Genomic DNA, 22,729 nt, shown 5'->3' with positions numbered 1-22,729 from the left:
TTCAAGCGCGTGCCCACCAGATCGCGGGTACTCGCCCGGCGCTTCGAGAAGCAACACCTTCACATGCTCGGATCAGGCTTTCATCCGGGCCGGAATTCTGAAATTACTTAGTCGTACTGAGTCAGTAGAACGGATGAAATCCCGCGAATTCCCCGACTTCACCGAACTAGAGGCGATCGACTCATCTACCGATTCACGCGCGTCGACACACCACCCACGCCGCCGCATCCACTTCGACTGCCACCGCTTCGAGCCGTGAACCCGAGCACGGCCCGTCGATACACACGCCATCGTCGAACCGGAACAGTGCGCTGTGATGCGCACACATCAGCACCTGCGACCGATAGCACGAAACATTGCCCGGCACGAAATCGAGCGGCACCGAGAAATGCGGGCAACGGTTCACATACGCCCACACCTGTTCCCCGCGCCGCACGACGATCACCGGCCGGCCGATGGTCGCTTCATCGACGACCCGTGCACCGCCATCGGGCACATCGGAGAAGCGGCAGAGTTGCGTGGCGCCCATGCTCACACCCTCCGCTCGGGGTTGCCGACGCTCCAGTCCCAAGGACGCACCTCGACACGCGAGAACAGCCCTTCCTTCACATACGGATCGTTACCGATGAACTGCATCACGGCCTCGATGTCGTCCGCCTCGATGACCAGCAACGTGCCGTTCATCGCGTCGCCCTGCGGATCGAGCGTCGGGCCGCCGAGCCGCACATACACGCCCTGCTGCGCGGCGGAACGCAGGTAGGTCCGGTGCGTGGGCCGCACGCGTTCGCGCACCTCGCGCATCCCGGGCTGGTCGGTGGCGAACACCGCAAAAAAACGCGCCATGTCGATCAACTCCGGTCGAGCACGAAGTCGTACGTCGCTTCGCGATACGGGCCGCTCAGCCCGACCTGACGCGCGATCCCTTCATCCGCGGCGCGCGGGCGATACGCGACCATCAGCGACGGCTTCACGCCGAACACGGCATCCGATTTCAGATATTCGTCGTCTTCATCGAACAGATGCGTGACGAGCGTGCGATAGCCGGGCGCGTCGATCATGAAATGCAGATGCGCGGGCCGCCACGGATGACGGCCGGTGGCGTCGAGCATCTTGCCGACGGGGCCGTCGGTCGGAATCGGATAGCTGACCGGCAGGATCGTCGTGATCGCATACCGGCCTTCGGCATCGGTCCGGTAGCGCCCGCGCAGATTGCCGTGAGGCTGTTCGGTATCCTGCCCGGAATACATGCCGTTGTCCGCGGTCTGCCACACGTCGAGCACGGCGTCCGCCACCGGCGCGCCGTCGGTGTCGAGCACGCGACCATGCACGACGACCGGCGAGCCGGGCGTGAACGCCATGTTCTCGCCATACGCGCGATCGGGCATGCCCTTGATGTAGAACGGGCCGAATACGGTGGTTTCCGTCGCGCCGGTCGCGAAGCGATGGTTGATCGCATCGACCAGCATCGATACGCCAAGCGTGTCGGACAACAGAATGAATTCCTGGCGCACGACGTCGTCGCACATCTGCCCGGTTTCGGTCAGGAAGCGAATCGCCGCCATCCACTCGGCTTCGGTCAGCTCCGTCTCGCGGACGAACGCATGAAGATGCCGCACGAGGCTTTGCATCAGCACGCGCAGGCGCGGGTTCGGCGTACCGTCGAAGCTGGCGACGACCTGTTCGGTCAGCCGGGTGTCGCCGTCTTGATGATCATTCGTCACGTTCGTCTCCTTGTATCCAGCCGGCCGCTCAATGCGGCTCGCGCCCTTCCCACGCATGCTGAAGCAATTCGCGAATCGCCGCACGTTCGATCGGCCGCGGATTCGCATATGGATTCCGGCACGCAAGATCGGCGGCTTCGTCGAGGCCCGCTTCCGGCATTCCGATGGCGGCGAGCGCCGGGGCAATGCCGAGCTGCCGATTCAGCCCGAACAGCAGCGGGCCGGCGTCGGCCGCGTCGGTGCCGCCCAGCGCCCGCGCGACACGTCGCAGCGCATCGGGCGCCGCGGCGTGGTTGTAGTGTGCCGTATGCGGCAACATCGCCGCGTGCGTCTGCGCATGCGGCAGGTTGAAGGTGCCGCCGAGCGTATGACAGAGCTTGTGATGCAGCGCCATGCCGACTGCGCCGAGGCAGGTGCCCGCAAGCCACGCGCCGTACAGCGCACGGCTGCGCATTTCGCGGTCACCGGGCTCGCGAACCACGCCGGGCAGCGCTTCGCCGAGCGCGCGAATCGATTCCTCGGCCATCAGACTGATCACCGGGTTCGCATCTTCCGCATAGAGCGCTTCGACCGCGTGCGCCATCGCGTTGACGCCGGATGCCGCCGAGATCGCCGGCGGCAGCGACACCGTCAGCGACGCATCGTAGAGCACGGTGCGCGGCAGCACGCGCGCATCGCGCCCGGTGCGCTTGAGCCGCCCCTCGGTGATTCCGTAGATCGGCGTCATCTCGGAGCCCGCATACGTCGTCGGCACGGCGAGGATCGGCAACGACGACTCGAGCGCGATCGCCTTGCCGAGCCCGATCGTCGAACCGCCGCCGATCGCGATGCAGCAGTCCGCGCCCAACTCGGCGGCCGTCGCGCGCGCGGCGCGTGCGACCTCGATCGGCACGTGCATCACGGCCTGCGCGCATACGCCGGCGGCCCGCTCGCCGAGCACGTCCCTGACGCGTTCGGCGAGCGCCTGCTGCTCGGGCGTCGACAGGATCAGCGCGCGCTGCGCGCCGAGCGTGGACAGCTCGTCCGGCAGGCGTGCGAGCGCGCCCCATTCGAATACGACGCGCGAAGGCGTTCCCTGATAGACGAAGCGCTCCATGTCGCCCTCAACGCTTGAAGTGCGGCGGCACCTTGCCGTCGACGTTGACCCACACCGAGCGCGCTTCCGTGTAGTCGTGCATCGCCTCGAAGCCCATCTCGCGGCCATAGCCCGACTTCCCGATGCCGCCGAACGGGCTGCCCGGATTCACGCGCTTGTAGCAGTTGATCCAGCACATGCCCGCGTCGATCTGCGACGCCATCCGGTGCGCGCGGGAAAGATCGTTGGTCCACAGGCCGCTGCCGAGCCCGTATTCGGTCGCATTCGCGATCGACAGTGCTTCCTCGTCGCTGCCGAAGCGCAGCACGGTAACGAACGGCCCGAACACTTCCTCCTGCGCGACGCGGTCGGCGGCGCTCTTCGCTTCGATCACGGTCGGGCGCACGTAGTAGCCGTTCGCGAGTGCCGCGTCCTGCGGCGCGCTGCCGCCGGCGAGCACACGGCCGCCCTGCTCGCGAGCAACGTCGACGAACGACAGCACACGATCGAGATGCTGCTTCGACGTGAGCGGCCCCATCTCGGTGTTCGGGTCGAGCGGGTTGCCGACGCGGATCGACGTAGCCAGCGACACGAAGCGCTCGAGGAATTCGTCGGCGATGCGCTCGTGCAGCACAAGACGCGAGCCGGCGATGCACGCCTGCCCCTGGTTGTGGAAGATCGCCCATGCGGCGCCGTTGATGGCCGCGTCGAGGTTCGCATCGTCGAACACGATGTTCGCGCCCTTGCCGCCGAGCTCGAGCTGCACGCGCTTCAGGTTGCCCTGCGATGCCTCGACGATCCGGCGGCCGGTCGCGGTCGAACCGGTGAACGCGATCTTGCCGACGCCGGGATGTTCGGCGAGCCGCTGGCCGGCGGTATGCCCGTAGCCGGGCACGATGTTGACGACACCGGCCGGGAAGCCGACCTCGGCCATCAGCTCGACGATGCGCAACGTCGACAGCGGCGTGATTTCCGATGGCTTGAGCACCACGGTGTTGCCCGCGGCCAGCGCCGGGCCCATCTTCCAGCTCGTGAACATCAGCGGGAAATTCCACGGCACGATCTGGCCGACGACGCCGATCGGCGCGCGCTGCACGTAGTTCAGGAAGCCGGTTTCGACGGGAATCACCGAGCCCTGCAGCTTGTCGGCCATCCCGCCGAAATAGCGGAAGCAGCCTGCCGTGCGCGGCACGTCGAGCGCACGCGAATCGCGGATCGGGTGGCCGGTGTCCAGCGATTCGAGCTGTGCGAGTTCCTCTGCATTGGCTTCGATCGCGTCGGCGAGGCGCAGCAGCAGCCGGCCGCGTTCGGCCGCCGGCATGGCCGACCATTTCGGGAACGCGCGGGTGGCGGCCTCGACGGCCAGGTCCACGTCCGCCGCGGTGGCGGCGGCGATTTTCGTGATCAGCGAGCCGTCGTGCGGATTGAGCACGTCGATCGTGCCGCCGTCGACGGCGTCGACGAAGCGCCCGTCGATGAAGAGTTGGGTCTGCATGAATCGTCCTCGATTTTTTGCTGAAGCACTGCTTAGAATTCGATCGGATACGGCGCAAGCTGGCCGCTCTCGTATCGCTGCGGAAGGTCCGGCGTCGCGTTTTCCCACACAAGCAGCATCGAACGCTTCGTCGAATAGCCCTGATGCCGGATGTCGGCGGGCATCGCGCAGATGTCGCCGGCCCGCATCGTGATGCGCGCACGCGGCGCACCGGTGTTCTTGTCGCCGATGTCCCACACGATTTCGTCGGACAGTTGCAGGAACCACTCGACGCGGTCGTTGCCATGGAACACCGGCAGGATGAATTCCTCGGTGGTCGGACAGAACAGGCTGCGTCCGCACACGGAGGTGACCGACGGATTCCACGTCACGTCCGAACGCGACAGGTACTTGAACAGGTTGAACGCATGCAGCTCGCCTTCGAAGCCCGGCGCCGCATGCACTTCCGGCTCGTCCTGCGCGACATCGAGGAATGCGCGATTGACCGGCAGGTCGTCGCGCAGCGGCGAGTCGCCTTCGAGGCCCGGCATGCGGCGCGTCGCGATGCGCGTGCGCTCGATCGCCGAGCCGTTCTCGCCGTGCTTGCGCCCGAATGCCGAGCCCGTTTCCTCCGGCGCCGCGAACGGATCGAAGCCTTCGTTGGTCCAGTCGTGCAGCATCGCCTTGAAGGTCGCCATGATGGTGGGCGTTTCGAATGTCTCGGTGTAGTCGACGCCCGCTTCCTTCAGGATGCCGTTGAACGTGCCCGCATACATGTCGACCTTGCCGTAGTGATTGCGCGTGCCGAACACGTGATCGAAATTCACCCAGCCGTAGAAGAAGCCCCATGCCACGTCGCGCATCATCGCGCGCAGGAATGCGTCGGCGGGTATCGCATGCGTGCGGGTCTGGCCTTTTGCCGGCCAGCAGATCTTCACGAAATACTCGTCGCGCTCGAACTCGAACGCGCCGAGCCGGAAGCGGCAGTAACCGGTCACGGCATCGGGCTGCGTGGCCTGGACGAGATCGGCTGCAAAGCTCGCGGGATGATCGAGGGTGTCGAGGGTGGCCATAACGTGTCTCCTGGAATGTTCGAATGAGGGCGATCGATGCGATCAGTGCGATCAGTGCAGGCAGATATCGGCCCACTTCTCGACGGACAGCTCGCCGAGCATGGTCTGCACGAGCGCGACGCCCGGCTGGCTGGCGGCGAAGCGATACGCGCAGCCGGCCGGCAGCAGTGCCTGGTGCCCCTTGCGCAGCACGACGTAGCCCATCTCGCGGCCCACCGGCTGCGTGCCGGCGCTCACGGTGCCGCGGCCGGTGGTCGGCGGGTTGTCGAGCTTGATGAAGTCGATGCGGACTTCGCCATCCATCTGGATCGCGAACTCGTCGTGCGCGCAGGCAAACCACGGCGACTGGCCGTCGGTGCGCAGCACTTCGATCACGTATTCGAGGTTTTTGCCGGCGACGACTTTTTCGTACGGGGCGGACTTCGATGCCACCTCGAAGACGTTCGAGAACGCGTAGTGCTGTGCGCTGCCGCTGGTGATTTCGATCTCGCCCTTCGTGTAGCCGTCGAGCGAACCAAAGACGGTGTGGAATGCCGTGTCGGTCATTGCTTGTCTCCTGAGTTGAACCGCTTGTTGGATTCAACTTTAGGGGCGAGCGCGCCCCTCAACAAGGTAACGGACCGCGACTACGGCATTTGCGTTTCGCGAATAATCGCGGTCAGCGGACCCAGCCGCGCTCCAGCAGCGGACGATCCCACGGCGACTCGTCGCCGATGTACTCGACGAGGAATTCGACCAGCGCCTTCACCTTCAACGCCTGTCGCTGCGTTGCGGGATAAACGGCGGCAAAGCTCAGCGGCGCGATCTGATAATCGGTGAGGATCGGCACGAGCCTGCCCGCGACGAGCGCGTCGCTCGCGACCAGCGTGGGCAGGCACACGACACCGCCGCCCGTCAGCGCGTACTCGCGCAGCAGATGCACGGAGTTCGAGCGGATCATGCCCGGCAACTCCATTTCGACGACCTCGTCGCCGCGCGTCATCGTCCAGCGATTGCGCGATGGATAGCCCGAATACAACGCCGTGGTGTGCTGCAGCAATTCGCGCGGATGTTGTGGCGCACCATGCGCTTCGAGGTACGCGGGCGCCGCGCAGAACAGGCGGCGCACGACGAACAGGCGCCGCTCGATCAGCGACTCGGAGATCGGCGGGAAGATCTGGAACGCGATGTCGAACCCTTCTTCGACAGGGTCCACGACACGGTCATTGACGATGATGTCGAGCTGGATGCCCGGGTAGCGGCGATGGAATTCGGCGAGCGGCACGCCGAAGTGATCGAGCGCGAAGCCGGGCAGCATCTGGATACGCAGCCGCCCGGTGGGGGTCGCGCGCAGCTCGCGCATCTGGTCCGTCAGCTCGTTGACGCGCCCCACGACCTCGGCGCACTCGCGGTAGAAGGTCTCGCCAACTTCCGACAGTCGCACATGGCGCGTGCTGCGATGGAACAGCGGCGCGTTGACGAACTTCTCCAGTTGCTGGATGCGGTTCGTCACCACCGAACTGGTCACGCCGAGCTGTCGCGCGGCTTCCGCAAAACTGCTCGCCTCCGCGACCCTGACGAATGCCTCGATGCTCAGAAACCGGTCCATACCGCGCCCTTCCTGAAAGCGAAAGTGGCAGTCTAACCGGACCTGCCGGCCGGATGGGTCATGCGAAAGGCGTCACTGTGTCACCTGACGGGTGTCAATCTCACAGCGCGCCCGGCGCGGGTATGGCTGCGCAGCGCATTACGGCTGCTTGCCCGCCGTCAGTTCCGGTTGCACGGACACGCGGCGCTGCAGCACGGCGGGGGCGGTCTCCCGCAGCAGCAGGCTGACCACGATGCCGAGCATCACCGCGCACATCGGCAGCCACAGAATGTTCTGGATCCCGAAGTGCGCGGCGACGTAGCCGCCCATCGCCGGCGCGATGCCGCCGCCGAAGATTTCGCCGACACCAACCACCGCGCCGATCGACGTCGACACGAGGCCGATCGGCGCGGCTTCGGTCGCCACCGGGCCCGACAGCAGCGATACCAGGCCGAGCGTGAAGAACGACGCGACGAACAGGACCGCGAACAGCACGAGCGGTTGCGGGCCGAGGCCGCGGAAAATGTAGAGCATCACCGCCGTGCCGGCGAAACCGACGATGCTCGCGATGCGACGCCCGACCAGGTCGGACAGGCCCGGCAGCCCGAACTGCCCGAGAAAGCCGCCGAAGCCGATCGCCGACACCACGAGGCCCATCTTCTGCGTGTCGAGCGCGAGATAGTCGGTCAGGTACAGCGGCAGCAGTGCGCCGAGCACGAACACGCCCGTCATCGCGCAGCACAGCGCCGCCATCGCGACGAGGATGTTGCGGCTCTTGAGCACGTGGCCGAGCGAGGCCGGCGCGTGTTCCGACACGACCTCCTTCGTGCGCTTCGGCTCGCGGATGACGAAGAACATGATCGCGCCGAGGATCAGGCCGGGGACGGCCACGAGCGCGAACACCCAGCGCCATGACACGAAGCTGAGCAGCTGTGTCGCGATGATCGGCGACAGCGCGAGCCCGAACAGCGCGAAGCCGCTTTGCTGCAGCCCGAGATTCAGCCCGCGCCGCCGCGGATGCGACGCATCGGCCGTCGCCGCGAAACTCGTCGGACAGAACGAGCCTTCCGCGACGCCCATCAGCCCGCGGATCGCGATCAGGCCGAGCAGGCCGCCCGCGAGCCCCGAGAAGCCCGACAGCAGCGAGAACGCGACGATCGCCGGAATCAGCACCTTGCGGCGGCCGATCTTGTCGGAGATGCCGCCCATCAGCGCCGCGAAAATCCCCCACGACAGGCCGAGCACGCCGATGCAGTTGCCGACGTCCTGCGCGGTCAGGTGCAGGTCCTTCATGATCGAAGGGAACAGCGGCGCGATGAGCCAGCGGTCGAGGCCGACCAGGCCGAAGCCGAGCGCCAGCAGCGTCACCGCTTTCCACTCGTAGGCGGTATCCCACTCGTTTGATTTCATGTCTGTCTCCGTGGATTGCTCTTTGCGCGCGCCGGAGCAGCGGTGCACGAGCCAGTTCCAATGTCTTTTGTGTGCGATGCGACGCGAGTCGCGGGGAAGTGACGGCCGCCTTTTCGGTTGCAGGCGTCGAATTCAATCAGCCGACGCCCGAACGATAGGTGCGCGGATGCAGATCGGGTATGGAACAACCGGCGAACGCGCCATTCGCGAAATGCGAATAATCGGGATGGGGGCGCGGGGAATGGGGGTGGAGAAGCGCTGTGGGGTGGGATGCGGGCGCGAGCGGGTGGTCAATCGCGCGGCACGGGGGAATCCCTCATAGACATATCGGGTGGGTGTGCTCGGGCGCGCGGGGTGCTCGGTCTCGGTAGATGGTGGGGCTTGTTCGGTGTTTGGCCGGCTGGTGGGCAATCGCGGACGAATCTGGGTGCGCGGATCGGGTTTGAACGCGCGATCTTTGCGATGCAGCAACAGGTCACGGGGCATTTCGATATGGGACGGATCTTAGTTTTCAATATCTCCATTCGATTTAAATTTAATAATACCCATCGCCATACCCATCAAAATTTCGACATCGAATATTTAACGCATCGAAATCCCCTACATATATAATACTTTTCAAATCAAGGACGAAAGCAACTCACATCATCTCAAAATATAAATCCATTTATTTCGCCCAGCATGTTTGATATTCTTCGCCGCACATCTTCCAGCCTCACCGCTTGATTAAACAATAATTCCATTTCGAACAAATCATAATTTAGAACAACACGACGATATTCAGTAAGTATCTCTTAGCACATGCAGGAACCCGGATGACCGATTCACATCCCAATCTGCGACCGCCAGCGAGCACGCCCACCGACGACCAATCCACTGCGAATGCCAATACACCCGACGCGCCTGCGTCGCGCCCTGAACCGCCGCCGATCATCGTCGGTCGCGTGGAGGGGGTGACGAGGTTCGTAAAAGGCATACGACTTATCTGCGTCAAGCAAATGCCATTGCCCGGCATCGTCATCTTCGTGCATGGCGTGAACTCCGAAGGCGGAATTCTGAATCGAATGCCGATGCACGAATGGGTGCATGCCAATGATAGCGAGGGCAAGATCCCCGGCGCGATCGTAGATGACCGCGAAGGTCAGCTCTATTTGAAAGTCGGGGGTGCCGTATGAAGAAGCTGATCGCTACATGGCCTCGACGTGTCGTCATCGCTGCTTTGGTATGGCTGGTCACCACCGTGCTCGTGGCTTCCCTGATGGCGCACGTAGAACAACCCGACCCCGCACATTTGGAAATAGGTGATTGGATGAAACGATTCATCGTCTTACCGGCCTTGGCTGCACTTGCGGCATTTGTATTCACCACGGCCATGACGCGTCCCGCACAAGCCGTCCCTGTTCGAGAGTCTGCGATGAATGAGGCGCCGGCAGCCAACGAGCCGGGTAAGCCGTTCGTTGCGCAGGTTGTTGGCCTGATCTGGCTGAATCCATTGCAACGGATGGACTACCCGACCGAATGGCAATTGTTGTGGACGCAAGGACTTTCCTCGCCAAACCAGAATGACGATATGGTTCGCATCGATCCAAAGTCCTTTACTACGCTGCAGTCGGTTGCGGGTATCGCATACGGCAACCGTGGAACGGAGACGTTCAAGGGCTTCTATCACAAGTATGTGAGAAAGTTCTTGCTGTTGATGCGCTCGCGTTATTTCGCAAATGCAAAATATTTCTACACCGTAAAACCAGAGAGCTCCAAGGACTGGCGCGAACTTGCCGGGATGCGTATTGAGTTCGCGCTACCTCCCAAGCTCGACCCGACCGAAGCGAAGGAATACTTGAGCAACGAGATTGTCGAATACTTCGAAATCGGGCCGCCGTCACCCAAGACACTTTGGAGCCGCGACACGCCCCCCGATGTACGACTCACCCAAGGCGGTTCGAACGCCGGATTCACGTCACTGAACAACGCGCTGGACTACTTGCAGGCGAACCCCGACAAGACCGTATGGGCAATCAACTGGGACGCACCGAACTTCCCGCCCACGGATGCGCAGATCAACGAAAACCTTGTCGTGCTGTTCCTCGCCGGTCCGGACTTCAACACCGAACGCGAACCGCTCGCATGGATCGGCAAGGCCGCAACCGGCGACACGCAGGCGATTGCGCGGCAAGTCGGCACCACCCGCGCCGTGCAAGCGTGGAAGGCGACCATCGACCAAGCAGCCCGCAACGCCGGCATCTCGGTTCCAGACATCGAGTACATCGTTCACGACGCAGGCAAGGGCAGTGATGCGTCGTCGTCACGCGTTGCCTCCCTCGCGCAAACGCTGACCGAAACCCTTCCGGAATTCGACTACATGAAGCAGACCTTCAACACGGCCGGCCTGCTTGGCGACATGGGCACCGGCAGCGCATTGACGAACGTGGCGCTCGCGATCGGCCGGATCAATCACTTCGGCGGCAACGCGCTAGTCGCCGGCACGACCGCCCCCGAGCACCCCGTCGCGGTCATCGTCAGGCCGCCGTCGAAGCTCACCTCGGTAGATCCAACCAAGGACTGGTTCCGCGCACGCGGCGCAAACAACGCCTACCTGCCGTGGTGGGGACGCCGATACGACGTCGATTACGGAATGCAAGGTTATTCGTGGTGATGCAAACGCAAACCGCCGCGCAAGCCTGCCCGATCAAGGCAGCCCGCCGCCAGGCGGGCATCCCGCACGAATCGATCCACCACCCAGCCTACCCGGCTCGAACAAAAATAATTTCCATATACGTCCACATAGATAAAACGTTATTCCCCATCAAGCTGATTTGCCAACCAACTTTGGATCCTTTTTCCCCGCCTTCCCTCGTATCATTCCTCCCATTCAGAAGAGAAAGATCAAGAGAAGGACATGAGCGATACGACCCCGCTGCACTACCTCGACTATGCAGCCACCACCCCTGCGGATCCCCGCGTGATCGAAGCGATGACGGCCTGCCTCGGCGCCGACGGCATCTTCGGCAATCCTGCGTCCAGCTCGCACGCCGCCGGCCGGCTGGCGAAGGAAAAAGTCGAGCGCGCACGCGAGCAGGTCGCCGCGCTGATCGGCGCGGATGCCGACGAGATCGTGTGGACGTCGGGCGCGACCGAGTCGAACAACCTCGCGCTGAAAGGCTATGCGGAGAACGCGGCCGACAAGCGCCACATGATCACGAGCCGCATCGAACACAAGGCGATCCTCGACACGATGGCAAATCTGTCGAAGCGCGGGATGACGGCGACTTATCTGTCGCCCACCGCCGACGGCGAGATCACCGTCGACGCGGTCGCCGCCGCGATCGGCCCCGATACGGGCCTCGTGTCGCTGATGCTCGTGAACAACGAGCTCGGCACGCTGACCGACATCGGCGCGATCTCCCGCATCGTGCACGCCGCCGGCGCGCTGCTGCACGTCGACGCCGCGCAGGCGCTCGGCAAGACGCCGATCGACGTGCGCGCGCTCGGCATCGACCTGATGTCGATGTCCGCGCACAAGGTTTATGGTCCCAAAGGCATCGGCGCACTGTTCGTGCGTCGCGACATCGCCGCGCAGATCGCGCCGCAGATCCACGGCGGCGGACACGAGCGCGGCCTGCGCTCGGGCACGCTGGCGACGCATCAGATCGTCGGCATGGGCGTCGCGTGCGAGGTCGCTGCCGAGAAGCTCGAGCGCGAAGCCGTGCGGATCGCGGCACTCGGCACGCGGCTGACGAACGCGCTGCTCGCGCTCGGCGACGTCACGCACAACGCCGCAACGGCGCGACGCATTCCGCATACGTTGAGCCTGACGGTGAACGCGCCGGGCTTCTTTCCGTTCATGCTCGGCGATTCGCTGGCCGTGTCGTCGACGTCCGCCTGCAACTCGATGAGCGGCGCACCGTCGCACGTGCTGACCGCGATCGGTCTCGACGCGAACGCCGCGAGCCGCACCGTGCGCGTGAGCTTCGGGCGCTTCACGACGGAGCAGGACGTCGATTTCGCGATCGCATGTTTCCAGCGCGCGATCGAGCAATGCCGGATCGCGGCATCGACAGGCTTCACGGCGTCGCGGCAGATCTGCGCGGCGGACCTGAAAGCGATCCGCAATGCCGGATTCCGCGCGGTGGTCTGCAACCGCCCCGACGGCGAAGACGCCGATCAACCGGCGTTCGACGACATCGCGGCCGCGGCCCGTGAGCTGGGGCTCGACGCGCACTATCTGCCGGTCGAACGCGATCGCATCGGCGACGCGGAAGTCGACGCGTTCGGCGCGCTGGTCGATGCACTGCCGAAGCCGGTGCTCGCGTATTGCCGAAGCGGGGCCCGGGCCGGAATGCTGTGGAACCGGCTGATGGCCCGCCGCACGGCGACGGCCTGAGCGCTATCGGCGGGTAACGAAACGCTACCCGCCACAACAACGCACGTTCGTCACGCGTCGTACGCATCCGGCGCCTTCAGCGGCACATGCCGATTCTCGGTCGCAGCGAACGCGTCGACCAGCGACCATCGCCCGCGTGTCGCGATCATTGCCGAATGCCAGTCGGCGGACAGCGCGCGGGAAGCGCCGCACGAGTCTCCGCTAGCGAAGGCCGCGCTCATCGGCTGGGAAATCATTCCGCTCGGGCCGTTTCTCGGCTTGGGAAGCGCTATTCGCATCGGGCGACGCGTAACGCCTGCGCCGGCTACTTCGGATACTCCAGTTGCAGCGCGACCCAGTCGGACGTCGCTTCGCCGTAGCGCGCAGCGACATCCGCGAGCACGCCGGGCAGCACCGCATCGCCGCGCCGCCCGTCCGGGATCGTCACGCGCGCGTGCGCGGCATCGGCCGGCTGCACCAGCAAGCGCAGCCCGTGCTTCGACTCGATCACGCGCGCATCCGCCGTCGCGACGACGTCGCTGCGCCACGTGCGCGCCCATGCATCGGCGGTCAACGCGACCGGCAGTTCGTCGAAGCCATTCTCGACCGGAAGATCGAACGTCTGATGCCGCCAGAACGCAACGCGATTCGTCAGCGCGGTGGCCACCGCTCGCGTGCTCAACCCGAACCGGCTGCCGTCGTGCTCGTCGCTCCATGCTTGCGCACCGATGTTCCGCGCAGTCTCGTGCGCAACTGCCGGCCCGGCCAGCGCACTCACCAACGCGAGCGATGCGGGAATCGACGCCGACACGCCGGTGGTCGTCATCACGTTGCGGTCCATCACGTAGCGGCGATCGTCGACCCACGCGGTATCGGTGAAACGCCGACGCAGCCCGTCGCGCGAATGCCAGTGCGACGTCGCGGCGCGCTGCCGCAGCAGCCCGGCGTTCGCGAGCACCTCCGCGCCATCGCAGATCGCGACCATCGTTGCGCCCGCAGCGGCCTGCGCGCGCAGCCACGCGAGCACCTCGGGCCGGTCGGCGCGGTGCAGCGCGGGCACGATCACGACGTCGGCCCCCGACGGAACGCTCGCGTCGAACCGGTCGAACGTCGTATCGACCAGCATCCGCAGCGCGGGCATCAGATCGACGCCCCCGGCTTCGCTCGACACGGCTACGACGTCGGCCGCACCGGACGTCTTCAGAACCGCGTACGGGACGATGAAATCGGTCGTCTCCGTGCCCGCATTGTCCGCGACGATCGCGACGAGCGGCCGCTTGCGGCCGTCTTTCGGCGCGCCGATCGTCAGCGTTTGCGTGACGGGCCGCGCGCCGTCCGCGACGGCTTGCCCGGATCGCGCCGGCACCCATGCGGCCAACGCCACGCACACGAACAGCGCGGCCGTCGCGCGCATCACCCCGCTTCTCTTCCGTTCCCGCATCGCCCATCCCGCGTCGCTCGATTGCACGTCCGGAAAATTACAAGGATCATGCACGCGGTCACAACGACAATTCCACCGCACTTTCTGCCATGCCCCAGTCAACCTGCCCGGTACGCGACATCGTGATCGTCGGCTTCGAAGGCGTCCAGTCGCTCGACATCACGGGCCCGATGGAGGTATTCGCGGTCGCGAACCGCCATCTTCCCGGCCATGTCGCGCCGTATCGGCTGACGCTCGCGTCGCAGCACGGCCACGACATCGTCACGCATGCGGGGCTGCGCCTCGCCGGCCCGACCGCGCTCGCGGCATTGCCCGAACGCATCGACACGATCGTCGTCGCCGGCGGCAGCGAAGCGGCGCTGCGGCACGCGGCGTCGGATGCCGGCGTGCTGCCGTGGCTGCGCACGCGGATCGCCGACACGCGGCGAATCGCGAGCATCTGCACGGGCGCGTTCGTGCTGGCGGCGGGCGGATGGCTCGACGGCAAGCGCGCGACCACGCACTGGAACCAGTGTTCGACGCTGCAGGCGCTGTGCCCGAACGTGCGGGTCGAGCCGGACGCGATCTACGTGAGCGACCCGCCGTTCCATACGTCGGCCGGCGTGACGGCCGGCATCGACCTGTGCCTCGCGCTCGTCGAGGCCGACTGCGGTGCGTCGACCGCGCTGGCGGTCGCACGCGAACTCGTGCTCTTCATGCACCGCCCCGGCGGACAGGCGCAGTTCAGCGTCGGGCTCGAGCTCCATGCGAACGCGACGCCGCGGATGCGCGCGCTGCTCGCCGCGATCGCCGATGATCCGACCGGCGATCTCGGCGTGGCCGCGCTGGCCGCGCGCATGCACATGAGCGAGCGGACGTTTGCGCGCAACTTCGTCAAGGAGACGGGGCGGTCGCCCGCGCAGTTCGTGCTGGCCGCGCGCATCGAGCGCGCGAAGGCGCTGCTCGAGCGGTCGGACTGGCCGCTCGAACGGATCGCGCAACGTGCGGGATTCGGCAGCGTGGACGCGTTGCAGCGCGCATTCGCGAAGCGGGTCGGCGTATCGCCGCGCGACTATCGTGCTCGGTTCGGAGGGGCGGCGTAAGCCGACACACGCGAGACCCCGCAGGCGTAAGCGAGCAGCCGAACGAACGCGCGCGAGACCACGCGGAGGGTTTCTCTCGCTTCTGGTGCGAAGCGAGATACGCGTTCACCGCAGGGGTGCGGGCTTTGCCGTCGAGCGTCGTCACCGTCACCACGCGGCTTGCGATCCAGCCGTTCCCCGCGCTACCCCTTGCGTCTGACGAAACGGGCGTCGAGCGGCACGCCTTCCCACGCCGGAATCGGTTCCTTGACCGTATGACCCGCGCGTGGCCAACGGCGCTAGCCAGCCATCTTCGTCACCGCCCCGATCTGTCGCCCAAATACCGCACGCGCGGCCGCGCGTCCCCGCCACCGATTCCATACGCCGTCGTGCCGACGGCGTTCTACCGATTTGTCGCAATCGTTCTTGCGCAAACCTGGCCGCTCTTTTCAAATATGACGCCGGGAGACAGATCGCCGCCGTCGTCCGCCGGGCCGCCGCGATCGAGCATCCGGCCCGCTGAATCCCTTGCAAGAAAAGGTTCCCCGCCATGACGGACGCCGTCCGGCATGGCATTTCTCAATCTGCCATTGGAATACGACATGTTTAACCGCTCCACCAGCACCGTCGAAAATGTGGATCCCGAACTCTTTGCAGCGATCGAGCAGGAAAACCGCCGCCAGGAAGATCACATCGAGCTGATCGCGTCGGAAAACTACACGAGCCCGGCCGTGATGGCCGCCCAGGGTTCGCAGCTCACGAACAAGTACGCGGAAGGTTATCCGGGCAAGCGCTACTACGGCGGCTGCGAGTACGTCGACATCGTCGAGCAACTGGCGATCGACCGCGTGAAGCAACTGTTCGGCGCGGAAGCCGCGAACGTGCAGCCGAACTCGGGCTCGCAAGCGAACCAGGGCGTGTTCTTCGCGATGCTCAAGCCCGGCGACACGATCATGGGGCTGAGCCTCGCGCACGGCGGCCACCTGACGCACGGCTCGCCGGTGAACATGTCGGGCAAGTGGTTCAACGTCGTCAGCTACGGTCTGAACGAAAACGAAGACATCGACTACGAAGCCGCCGAGAAGCTCGCGAACGAACACAAGCCGAAGCTGATCGTCGCGGGCGCATCGGCGTTTGCACTGAAGATCGACTTCGAGCGTCTGGCGAAGATCGCTAAGTCGGTCGGCGCTTACCTGATGGTCGACATGGCGCACTACGCGGGCCTGATCGCAGCCGGTGTGTACCCGAACCCGGTGCCGCACGCCGACTTCGTGACGACCACGACGCACAAGAGCCTGCGCGGCCCGCGCGGCGGCGTGATCCTGATGAAGGCCGAGTACGAGAAGCCGATCAACTCGGCGATCTTCCCCGGCATCCAGGGCGGCCCGCTGATGCACGTGATCGCGGCGAAGGCCGTGGCGTTCAAGGAAGCGCTGTCGCCCGAGTTCAAGGAATACCAGCAGAAGGTGGTCGAGAACGCACGCGTGCTGGCGGAAACGCTGGTCAAGCGCGGCCTGCGCATCGTGTCGGGCCATACGGAAAGCCACGTGATGCTGGTCGACCTGCGCGCGAAGAAGATCACCGGCAAGGCAGCGGAAGCAGCGCTCGGCGCGGCGCACATCACGGTGAACAAGAACGCAATCCCGAACGATCCGGAAAAGCCGTTCGTGACCAGCGGCATCCGTCTGGGCTCGCCGGCGATGACGACGCGTGGCTTCGGCGTGAAGGAAGCCGAGATCGTCGGCAACCTGATCGCCGACGTGCTGGAAGCACCGGAAGATGCGGCGACGATCGAGCGCGTGCGCGCGCAAGTGGCCGAACTGACCAAGCGTTTCCCGGTCTACGGCTGATCGCGTAGCGCGTAGCGCGTAGCGCGTAGCGCGTAACGCTCGACGACACGTGGCCGGTTTCGAAAGCGCCGCCGCGTATCGCGCCGCTGCGCTCACAGCTTCATCCGGTTTCGGTGCGAGCGCATGAAAAACGGGTTGCCGTTCATTCGGCAGCCCGTTTTTTTTATCGCGCGGCGTCGACCCTGCGCGGTGCACCCACACCCGACGCCGCACCGCTACATCACCACGCCTGCTGTTCCGGCAGCGCCTGCACCTGCCGCTGCTCGATGAACTGCTTCGCATCGCTCATCGTCACGCGCCCAGTGTGTTTCGCATCGATCCCGTCGAAGTGCTGCGCCGCGTTGCTTCGATCATGTTCGGCCGGCGGTCAGTTCCCGCCGCCCGGCAGCGCGATATCGATCAGCACCGGATCGTGATCCGACGAACGATAGGCATCCGGCGCGTAGTACGTTTTCTGCTGATCCGCCGACTTGTACGCGAGCGTGTACTGCAGCGCGAGCGGCTCGTCCGCGTTGATGTGCCATTCGTGCACGGCCTTCACGTGCGACGCGAGCGGCAGCGACGCGAGTGCGTGATCGAGATAGCCGGTTTCGCCGTTGTACACGTAGCTGTACGCGTTCGCGCCGATCCAGCGCGACACGAGGTTGCGATAGCCGCGCGATTCGAGCAGGCGGATCGGGTCTTCATGCGTGTAGCTGTTGAAGTCGCCGATCAGCAGCACGCCCTGCCCCGCGACACCCGTCGGCGTGCCGGCGAGCCAGTCGGCCACCTTCGCCGCCGCGCGCGTGCGCGTCGGGTTCCAGCAGCCCTGACCGTCGCCCTGGTCGAGATCGTCGTTCGTCGCGTCCGGGCAGTTCTTCGACTTCAGGTGGTTGACCGCGATCGTCAGCGCCTGCTTGCCGCCGATGCGGCGGAACGATTGCGCGAGCGGCTGGCGGTTCTTGTCGTCGATCGCGAGCGTCGACGCGCGGCCGACGGGCTCAACCGCGCGGCTGTCGTAGATCAGCGCGACGGCGATCGCATCGCCGCCGAGGCGCGCGACGCCCGGATCGACGACGCGCCAGTTGCTGCCGAGCTTCGCCGCGAGCTGACGCACCGCGCTCAGTTCGCCGTAGCCGTTGTTCTGGATTTCCATCAGGCCGATCACGTCGGCGTTCAGCGCCTTCAGCGCGCTGACGATCTTCGCTTCCTGACGCTGGAATTCTTCGTAGTTCTTCGCACCGCGGTTGTTCGGATCGTCGAAGCCGCCGCCCACGCCGTTACCGTTGAAGTAGTTCAGCACATTGAACGACGCGACGCGCAGGTTCGCTTTCGGATCGCGTGCGGGCGCGCTGGTGCGCGGGTTCTCGCGCTTGTCGAATGCGGGCACGGCCGCGCCGGGCAGCGGCTGCACGCGCCACGCGCCGTAGCGCACCTCGAGCACGCCTTCGACGTCGCGCACGGTGTAGCCCGAGCGCAGCGTGTTCGCGGCAGACAGCGCCGGCGCCGGATACGGCACGGTGCCGGGGTTCTGCTTGTTCGAGCCGTCGTCGAGGATCAGCCGGTTCCGCGCGTTCGCATCGATCTGCGTCTGCGCCTGCGACGGCGGCACCACGCTCGTCGGCGTGCGCAGCCGGCCGTTGCTGAGCATCACGCTGCCGTAGCGGCCGAGCTCGTAGTTGTCGGTGACGGTCAGCGTCTGCGGCAGGCGCACGCGCATCCCTTCATACGCGGCGAACGCGTTCGCGTTGTCGACCGGCAGCGTGAGCGTCGCCGGCGTGACCGTCTGGCCGTTCGCGCACACCGCGATCGGGCCGGCCAGCGTGAGCTGCGTCTGCCCGTACTTTTCCTCGACCTTGCCCGTCACGTGCACGAGATCGCCGGCCTGCGCGCGCGCTTTCGGCGCGTAGACGAACAGCCCTTCCGATACGCCCGGCTGGTTGCGCCGCTGCGCGTCGCCCTGCTGGACGAAGAAGCCGCCGAAGCCGTCCGTGCCGCCGAAATCGGCGGTGACGATCGCTTCGATCGACACGTTCTGGCCGACGAGCGGCGACGGCGCGCCCGGCCCCTGGATGTCGGCGATCGGCGTCGTGCTGCCGCCGCAGTTCGGGCTGACGGGCGCGGCGGTGGCCGCGAACACGGGTGCGGCGAGCGTGGGTAGCAGCAATAGCGGGGCAAACAGGCGGATGGTCGAGCGCATGACGGGAAATCCCGGTTGTGAGGGTGACGAAAGCTTAGCGGCGCTCAATGACAGTTTCCGGTAATGAATGGACAGCAAGATGTAATTGGCGCGGTGCTTGCCGGACGCGGGTGTACCCGCCGAGTCGGGGCGCGCCGCGGCGGCCTGTGAGGAGACGGCCGTCGTGCAGCGCGTTGCGTCGGCCCCACGCGCGAACGTGGCTGCGCATCGCGGCGGCGTCGGCCCGCGCCGGTTCGCTGTCGCATCTGCATGCTTGCCGAAAGCATTCGGCTCGGCTAGACTGCCCTTCGTCTTTGGGGAGTAGCCTGCTTTCCATCCCCGGAAAGCGAACGCGTCAACATACTCGGCCTGTGGCCGTGGCGCGTTCGGCCGAATCGGTCTGGCGAGACCATCGACGCATCGCGTCGTTCCTGGTCGGACGTCGGCAGATGCGTCATGGTTCGTCTACGTCCGACCACGGAGCCCCCATGTTCATACCGCCCTTCCCGTCGCATTTCCGTTTCGCTACCGTTGCCCGCACGCTCGCCTGCGGAGGTGCCGCATGACGTTGATGCTCGTCGAACTGGCGTTCATGCTGATCGTCATCCTCGTTGCCGCCGAATTTTTCACCAATGCGCTCGAGCATCTCGGCGAGCGGCTGAAGATCTCCGAAGGCGTGACGGGGTCGCTGTTCGCGGCCGTCGGCACCGCGCTGCCCGAAACGATGGTGCCGCTGCTCGCGCTGGCGGGCGGCACGTCGAGTGCGGCGGTGAACGAGGAGATCGGCGTCGGCGCGATTCTCGGCGCGCCGCTGATGCTCGCGACGCTCACCACGTTCCTGATGGCGTTCGCCGTGATCCGCACGCGCGGGCCGGGCGGCACGATCGCGCCCGAGCGCAGCGGCTTCGTGCGCGACCTGAACTGCTTCATCGCCGCGTTCGCGCTCGCGACCGCCGCGATGTTCGTCCCGCATCACGTGTGGGCGGTGCGCGCGCTGCTCGCCGCGATGCTGGTCGGGATCTACGTGCTGTACGTCGTGATGACGTTCCGCGCATCGACCGGCCTCGTCGACGCCGGACACGGCACCGAAGCGCCGCACGCGATGTTCCTGTCGCGCATCGGGTTGCCGACCAATCTCGCGACCATCGTGCTGCAGCTCGGGATCGGCGTCGCGCTGCTCGTCGGCGGTGCGAAGGGCTTCATTCACGGCGTCGAAGGCGTGTCGCACCTGCTCGGCATCTCGGCGCTGCTGCTGTCGCTGATCATCGTGCCGATCGCAACGGAACTGCCGGAGAAGGTCAACAGCGTGCTGTGGATTCGCCGCGGCAAGGACACGCTCGCATTCGGCAACATCACCGGCGCGATGGTGTTCCAGGGCACGCTGCTGCCGGCGATCGGCATCATGCTGACGCCATGGGAGCCGCGCCGCGAGGTGCTGACCGGCGTGATCATCACGCTCGCGGCGGCGGCCTGGCTGCGCATCAACGTACGCGCACGCGGGCTCGCGATCTGGGCGTTGCTCGTGAACGGCGTCGGCTATGCCGGCTATCTGCTCGTGACGCTGACACGCTGAATGCGCTGAATGCCGCTGCGCGTGTCCGGACGCGTCAGCACATCAGGACGCATTCGGCCGCGCGTCGGCCCGCAGCACGTGCTGCACGGCCGGCCGCGCCTGCACGCGCTGGTACCACGCGCGCAGGTTCGCATGCCGGCTCAGGTCGATGTCCGCGTCGTACACCGAGCGCATCCAGTCGGCCTTGCCCCAGCCCGTCAGCGCGAACAGATACGCATCGGCGATCGTGAACGTCTCGCCCGTGAGATACGGGGTGCCGTCGAGTTGCCGGTCGATCCACGCGAAGCGGCCGTCGAGCTTCTGCCGCACCGGCTCGACGTATTGCCCTGCCTGCACCGCATACAGCAGCGGAATGAAGCCCTTGTGGATTTCGGTGCCGAGGAAGTTCAGCCATTCCATCAGCCGGTAGCGGGCGAGCGTGCCGTACGCGGGCGCGAGCCCCGCTTCCGGGCGCTGGTCCGCGAGATACTGCGCGATCACCGGGCCTTCGCGCAGCATCGTGCCGTCGTCGAGTTCGAGCAGCGGCACGTAGCCGAGTTCGGTCACGTCGTAGTAGTTGCGGCCGTCCTCGACACGATGCTTGCGTGCGTCGACCGCGACGATCTCCGCGTCGAGGCCTGCTTCACGCAGCACGATGCAGATCGCCTGCGAACAGCTGCCGGGAGCGTGATAGAGCTTCATGCGTTTCCTTGGTGGGTGGGTTCGTATCTCGATTCGCCGCGACGCGGGCGCTAATATCTCGCATCGACGCAGCGATGAGAAGACGGCAGTCGTTTGTGCCGTAGTCACAAAAAAGTTACCGACAAAGGCCAGCAGCATGAAAACGAGTGCGACAGGATGTTCCGTTGAAGAAGCGATGCGCATGCTCGGCGGTCGCTGGCGGCTGCTGCTCGTGTCGTACCTGCTCGACGGGCCGAAGCGCTTCAGCGACCTGCGGCGCGACATGCCGGGCATCTCGCAGCGGATGCTGACGCTCGATCTGCGCGCGCTGGAAGACGCCGCGTTCGTGCGGCGCACCGTGTATCCGGAAGTGCCGGTGCGCGTCGAGTACGATCTCACCGCGGACGGCGACCGGCTGCGGCCCGTCGTCGAAGTCATGCGCGAATTCGGGCTGTGGCTGAAGGCGCGCGATGCGCAATGCGACGCGCATACGACGCCCGACACGATCGAAGCCGAAGCCGGCCTGCCCCGATAAACCCCACACCTGAACACAGATCATGGAACTACACGCCACCGTCGGCGCGGCCACGTCCGACGTCGACGACGACGAAAGCTGCGCGAACATCTATTGCCACGACGCGCAGCAAGACTATTGCTTCTCGCTGCTGCGCTTTCCGGAGGAAACATCGATCGAGGTGATGGTGCACGACCAGCTCACCGCGCACGTGAAGGATCTGACGGTCCGCCTGACGGGCGACACGATCGAAGTCGAACTCGACGAACGCACGGCCGCGCGTCTGGACGGCAATACGCACTACGTGATCCATCTCGCGCCCGGCGAACACGATCCCGTCGTGCTGCGTGCCGCGCTGAAGGAAATCTTCGACGGCAAGAGCGGGTATCGCGACGACAGCGCAAGCGCGTAAGCCCGCGGTACCACCCACGCTTCGGAACGCCGCATGACACGCACTTCGCGATTTCAACCGCTTCTGCGCCGCGGCGCGCCGCTCATCGCATGCTTGACGTCGATTGCCGCCGCTCATGCGGCCAAGCCGCCGCTGACGTTCAAGGCCGCCGACACCGTCACGGCGCGCGTCGCGCGGCAAATAGCGCACGGCGGTCCGGCTCGCAAAATCCAGGCGCTCTCACGCGGCTTTCCCACATATTGAGCGCGCGGCATCCCATTAATAGGGATGCCTGTTCAAATGTTGACGCACTTCACTCCACGGCTCTAACGTTCGCCCCAATGCCATTGGATACGGCCGCCCCGTCACGCGGGTGCAGGCCGGCACAGAACACAGGAGAC

Annotated in this window: 20 protein-coding genes, 3 pseudogenes and 1 riboswitch; of the genes and pseudogenes, 10 read left to right on the top strand and 13 right to left on the bottom strand. The window is 65.5% G+C overall.

Translation table 11 applies throughout. The features are described from left to right. Positions 1-193 precede the first annotated feature (193 nt). The 9 genes from O1Q03_RS17595 to O1Q03_RS17555 form a co-directional block, all read right to left on the bottom strand. Positions 194-529 carry a Rieske (2Fe-2S) protein gene (locus tag O1Q03_RS17595; protein WP_269505053.1) on the bottom strand — a complete coding sequence of 112 codons (336 nt, stop codon included), beginning with the start codon at positions 527-529 and terminating at the stop codon, positions 194-196. Between the two features lie 2 nt (positions 530-531). Beyond that, a complete protein-coding gene (locus O1Q03_RS17590; protein ID WP_269505052.1) occupies positions 532-843 on the bottom strand; it encodes a YciI family protein in 312 nt (103 codons plus the stop codon). A gap of 5 nt (positions 844-848) precedes the next feature. Next, entirely contained in the window at positions 849-1,721 is an 873-nt protein-coding gene (locus tag O1Q03_RS17585) for an intradiol ring-cleavage dioxygenase (protein WP_269505051.1), read from the bottom strand. 28 nt (positions 1,722-1,749) lie between these two features. Continuing rightward, on the bottom strand, positions 1,750-2,817 hold the full coding sequence (locus tag O1Q03_RS17580) for a maleylacetate reductase (protein WP_269505050.1): 1,068 nt from the start codon (positions 2,815-2,817) through the stop codon (positions 1,750-1,752). A 7-nt stretch (positions 2,818-2,824) separates the two neighbouring features. Next, positions 2,825-4,291: an aldehyde dehydrogenase family protein gene (locus O1Q03_RS17575; RefSeq protein WP_269505049.1), complete on the bottom strand. Its 1,467-nt coding sequence runs from the start codon at positions 4,289-4,291 to the stop codon at positions 2,825-2,827. A 32-nt stretch (positions 4,292-4,323) separates the two neighbouring features. Continuing rightward, complete coding sequence (locus O1Q03_RS17570; RefSeq protein ID WP_269505048.1) at positions 4,324-5,343, bottom strand: hydroxyquinol 1,2-dioxygenase; 1,020 nt, start codon at positions 5,341-5,343, stop codon at positions 4,324-4,326. A gap of 51 nt (positions 5,344-5,394) precedes the next feature. Continuing rightward, positions 5,395-5,889 (bottom strand): hydroxyquinol 1,2-dioxygenase, encoded by a 495-nt coding sequence (locus O1Q03_RS17565; protein WP_269505047.1) that lies wholly within the window; start codon positions 5,887-5,889, stop codon positions 5,395-5,397. 112 nt (positions 5,890-6,001) lie between these two features. Next, positions 6,002-6,931, bottom strand: a complete 930-nt coding sequence (locus tag O1Q03_RS17560) for a LysR family transcriptional regulator (RefSeq protein ID WP_269505046.1) — start codon at positions 6,929-6,931, stop codon at positions 6,002-6,004. Positions 6,932-7,069: 138 nt separating this feature from the next. Next, a complete protein-coding gene (locus tag O1Q03_RS17555) occupies positions 7,070-8,320 on the bottom strand; it encodes an MFS transporter (protein ID WP_269505045.1) in 1,251 nt (416 codons plus the stop codon). Between the two features lie 815 nt (positions 8,321-9,135). Between O1Q03_RS17555 and O1Q03_RS17550 the strand changes: the two are divergent. From O1Q03_RS17550 to O1Q03_RS17535, 4 genes and pseudogenes are all read left to right on the top strand, one after another. After that, positions 9,136-9,369 (top strand): annotated as a pseudogene (locus O1Q03_RS17550) (T6SS effector phospholipase Tle3 domain-containing protein); the annotation flags it as partial. 122 nt (positions 9,370-9,491) lie between these two features. Continuing rightward, positions 9,492-10,973, top strand: coding sequence for a virulence factor (locus tag O1Q03_RS17545; protein WP_269505043.1), 1,482 nt, complete (start codon positions 9,492-9,494; stop codon positions 10,971-10,973). Positions 10,974-11,216: 243 nt separating this feature from the next. Then, positions 11,217-12,701 (top strand): aminotransferase class V-fold PLP-dependent enzyme, encoded by a 1,485-nt coding sequence (locus tag O1Q03_RS17540; protein WP_269505042.1) that lies wholly within the window; start codon positions 11,217-11,219, stop codon positions 12,699-12,701. A gap of 129 nt (positions 12,702-12,830) precedes the next feature. Next, positions 12,831-12,993: pseudogene (locus O1Q03_RS17535) on the top strand (superoxide dismutase); the annotation flags it as partial. Between the two features lie 12 nt (positions 12,994-13,005). Here the strand turns inward: O1Q03_RS17535 and O1Q03_RS17530 are convergent. Beyond that, positions 13,006-14,121 carry a DJ-1/PfpI family protein gene (locus O1Q03_RS17530; RefSeq protein ID WP_442865810.1) on the bottom strand — a complete coding sequence of 372 codons (1,116 nt, stop codon included), beginning with the start codon at positions 14,119-14,121 and terminating at the stop codon, positions 13,006-13,008. An 89-nt stretch (positions 14,122-14,210) separates the two neighbouring features. On the opposite strand from O1Q03_RS17530, the gene O1Q03_RS17525 reads away from it, so the two are divergent. Together O1Q03_RS17525 and glyA are read left to right on the top strand one after the other, a co-directional pair. Beyond that, the gene (locus O1Q03_RS17525) at positions 14,211-15,203 is read left to right on the top strand and encodes a GlxA family transcriptional regulator (protein ID WP_269505040.1); all 993 of its coding nucleotides are present in this window, start codon (positions 14,211-14,213) and stop codon (positions 15,201-15,203) included. Positions 15,204-15,784: 581 nt separating this feature from the next. Continuing rightward, positions 15,785-17,032 carry a serine hydroxymethyltransferase gene (gene glyA / locus O1Q03_RS17520; protein WP_269505039.1) on the top strand — a complete coding sequence of 416 codons (1,248 nt, stop codon included), beginning with the start codon at positions 15,785-15,787 and terminating at the stop codon, positions 17,030-17,032. Between the two features lie 220 nt (positions 17,033-17,252). Here glyA and O1Q03_RS17515 read toward each other — a convergent pair. Continuing rightward, a pseudogene (locus O1Q03_RS17515) lies at positions 17,253-17,369 on the bottom strand (2-oxoglutarate dehydrogenase); the annotation flags it as partial. Between the two features lie 30 nt (positions 17,370-17,399). Beyond that, a complete protein-coding gene (locus tag O1Q03_RS17510) occupies positions 17,400-19,211 on the bottom strand; it encodes an ExeM/NucH family extracellular endonuclease (RefSeq protein ID WP_269505038.1) in 1,812 nt (603 codons plus the stop codon). A gap of 283 nt (positions 19,212-19,494) precedes the next feature. Then, positions 19,495-19,670, top strand: a riboswitch (yybP-ykoY riboswitch). An 82-nt stretch (positions 19,671-19,752) separates the two neighbouring features. Here O1Q03_RS17510 and O1Q03_RS17505 point away from each other — a divergent pair. Further along, positions 19,753-20,763, top strand: coding sequence for a sodium:calcium antiporter (locus O1Q03_RS17505; RefSeq protein ID WP_269505037.1), 1,011 nt, complete (start codon positions 19,753-19,755; stop codon positions 20,761-20,763). Positions 20,764-20,805: 42 nt separating this feature from the next. Here the strand turns inward: O1Q03_RS17505 and gstA are convergent, their stop codons facing one another. Next, a complete protein-coding gene (gene gstA, locus O1Q03_RS17500) occupies positions 20,806-21,444 on the bottom strand; it encodes a glutathione transferase GstA (RefSeq protein WP_269505036.1) in 639 nt (212 codons plus the stop codon). A gap of 136 nt (positions 21,445-21,580) precedes the next feature. Between gstA and O1Q03_RS17495 the strand changes: the two genes are divergently transcribed. The 3 genes from O1Q03_RS17495 to O1Q03_RS17485 are packed head-to-tail and all read left to right on the top strand — an operon-like array spanning position 21,581 to position 22,592. Continuing rightward, positions 21,581-21,958, top strand: a complete 378-nt coding sequence (locus O1Q03_RS17495) for a winged helix-turn-helix transcriptional regulator (protein WP_269505035.1) — start codon at positions 21,581-21,583, stop codon at positions 21,956-21,958. Positions 21,959-21,980: 22 nt separating this feature from the next. Next, positions 21,981-22,349, top strand: coding sequence for a hypothetical protein (locus O1Q03_RS17490; RefSeq protein ID WP_269505034.1), 369 nt, complete (start codon positions 21,981-21,983; stop codon positions 22,347-22,349). A gap of 33 nt (positions 22,350-22,382) precedes the next feature. Continuing rightward, entirely contained in the window at positions 22,383-22,592 is a 210-nt protein-coding gene (locus tag O1Q03_RS17485; RefSeq protein ID WP_269505033.1) for a hypothetical protein, read from the top strand. Positions 22,593-22,729 lie beyond the last annotated feature (137 nt).

Origin of the sequence: Burkholderia sp. IMCC1007 (genome assembly GCF_027257875.1) — a bacterium.
Lineage (GTDB): Bacteria > Pseudomonadota > Gammaproteobacteria > Burkholderiales > Burkholderiaceae > Burkholderia.
The sequence above is the reverse complement of the archived record's forward strand: the minus strand, read 5'-3'. Positions and strand labels throughout refer to the sequence as shown.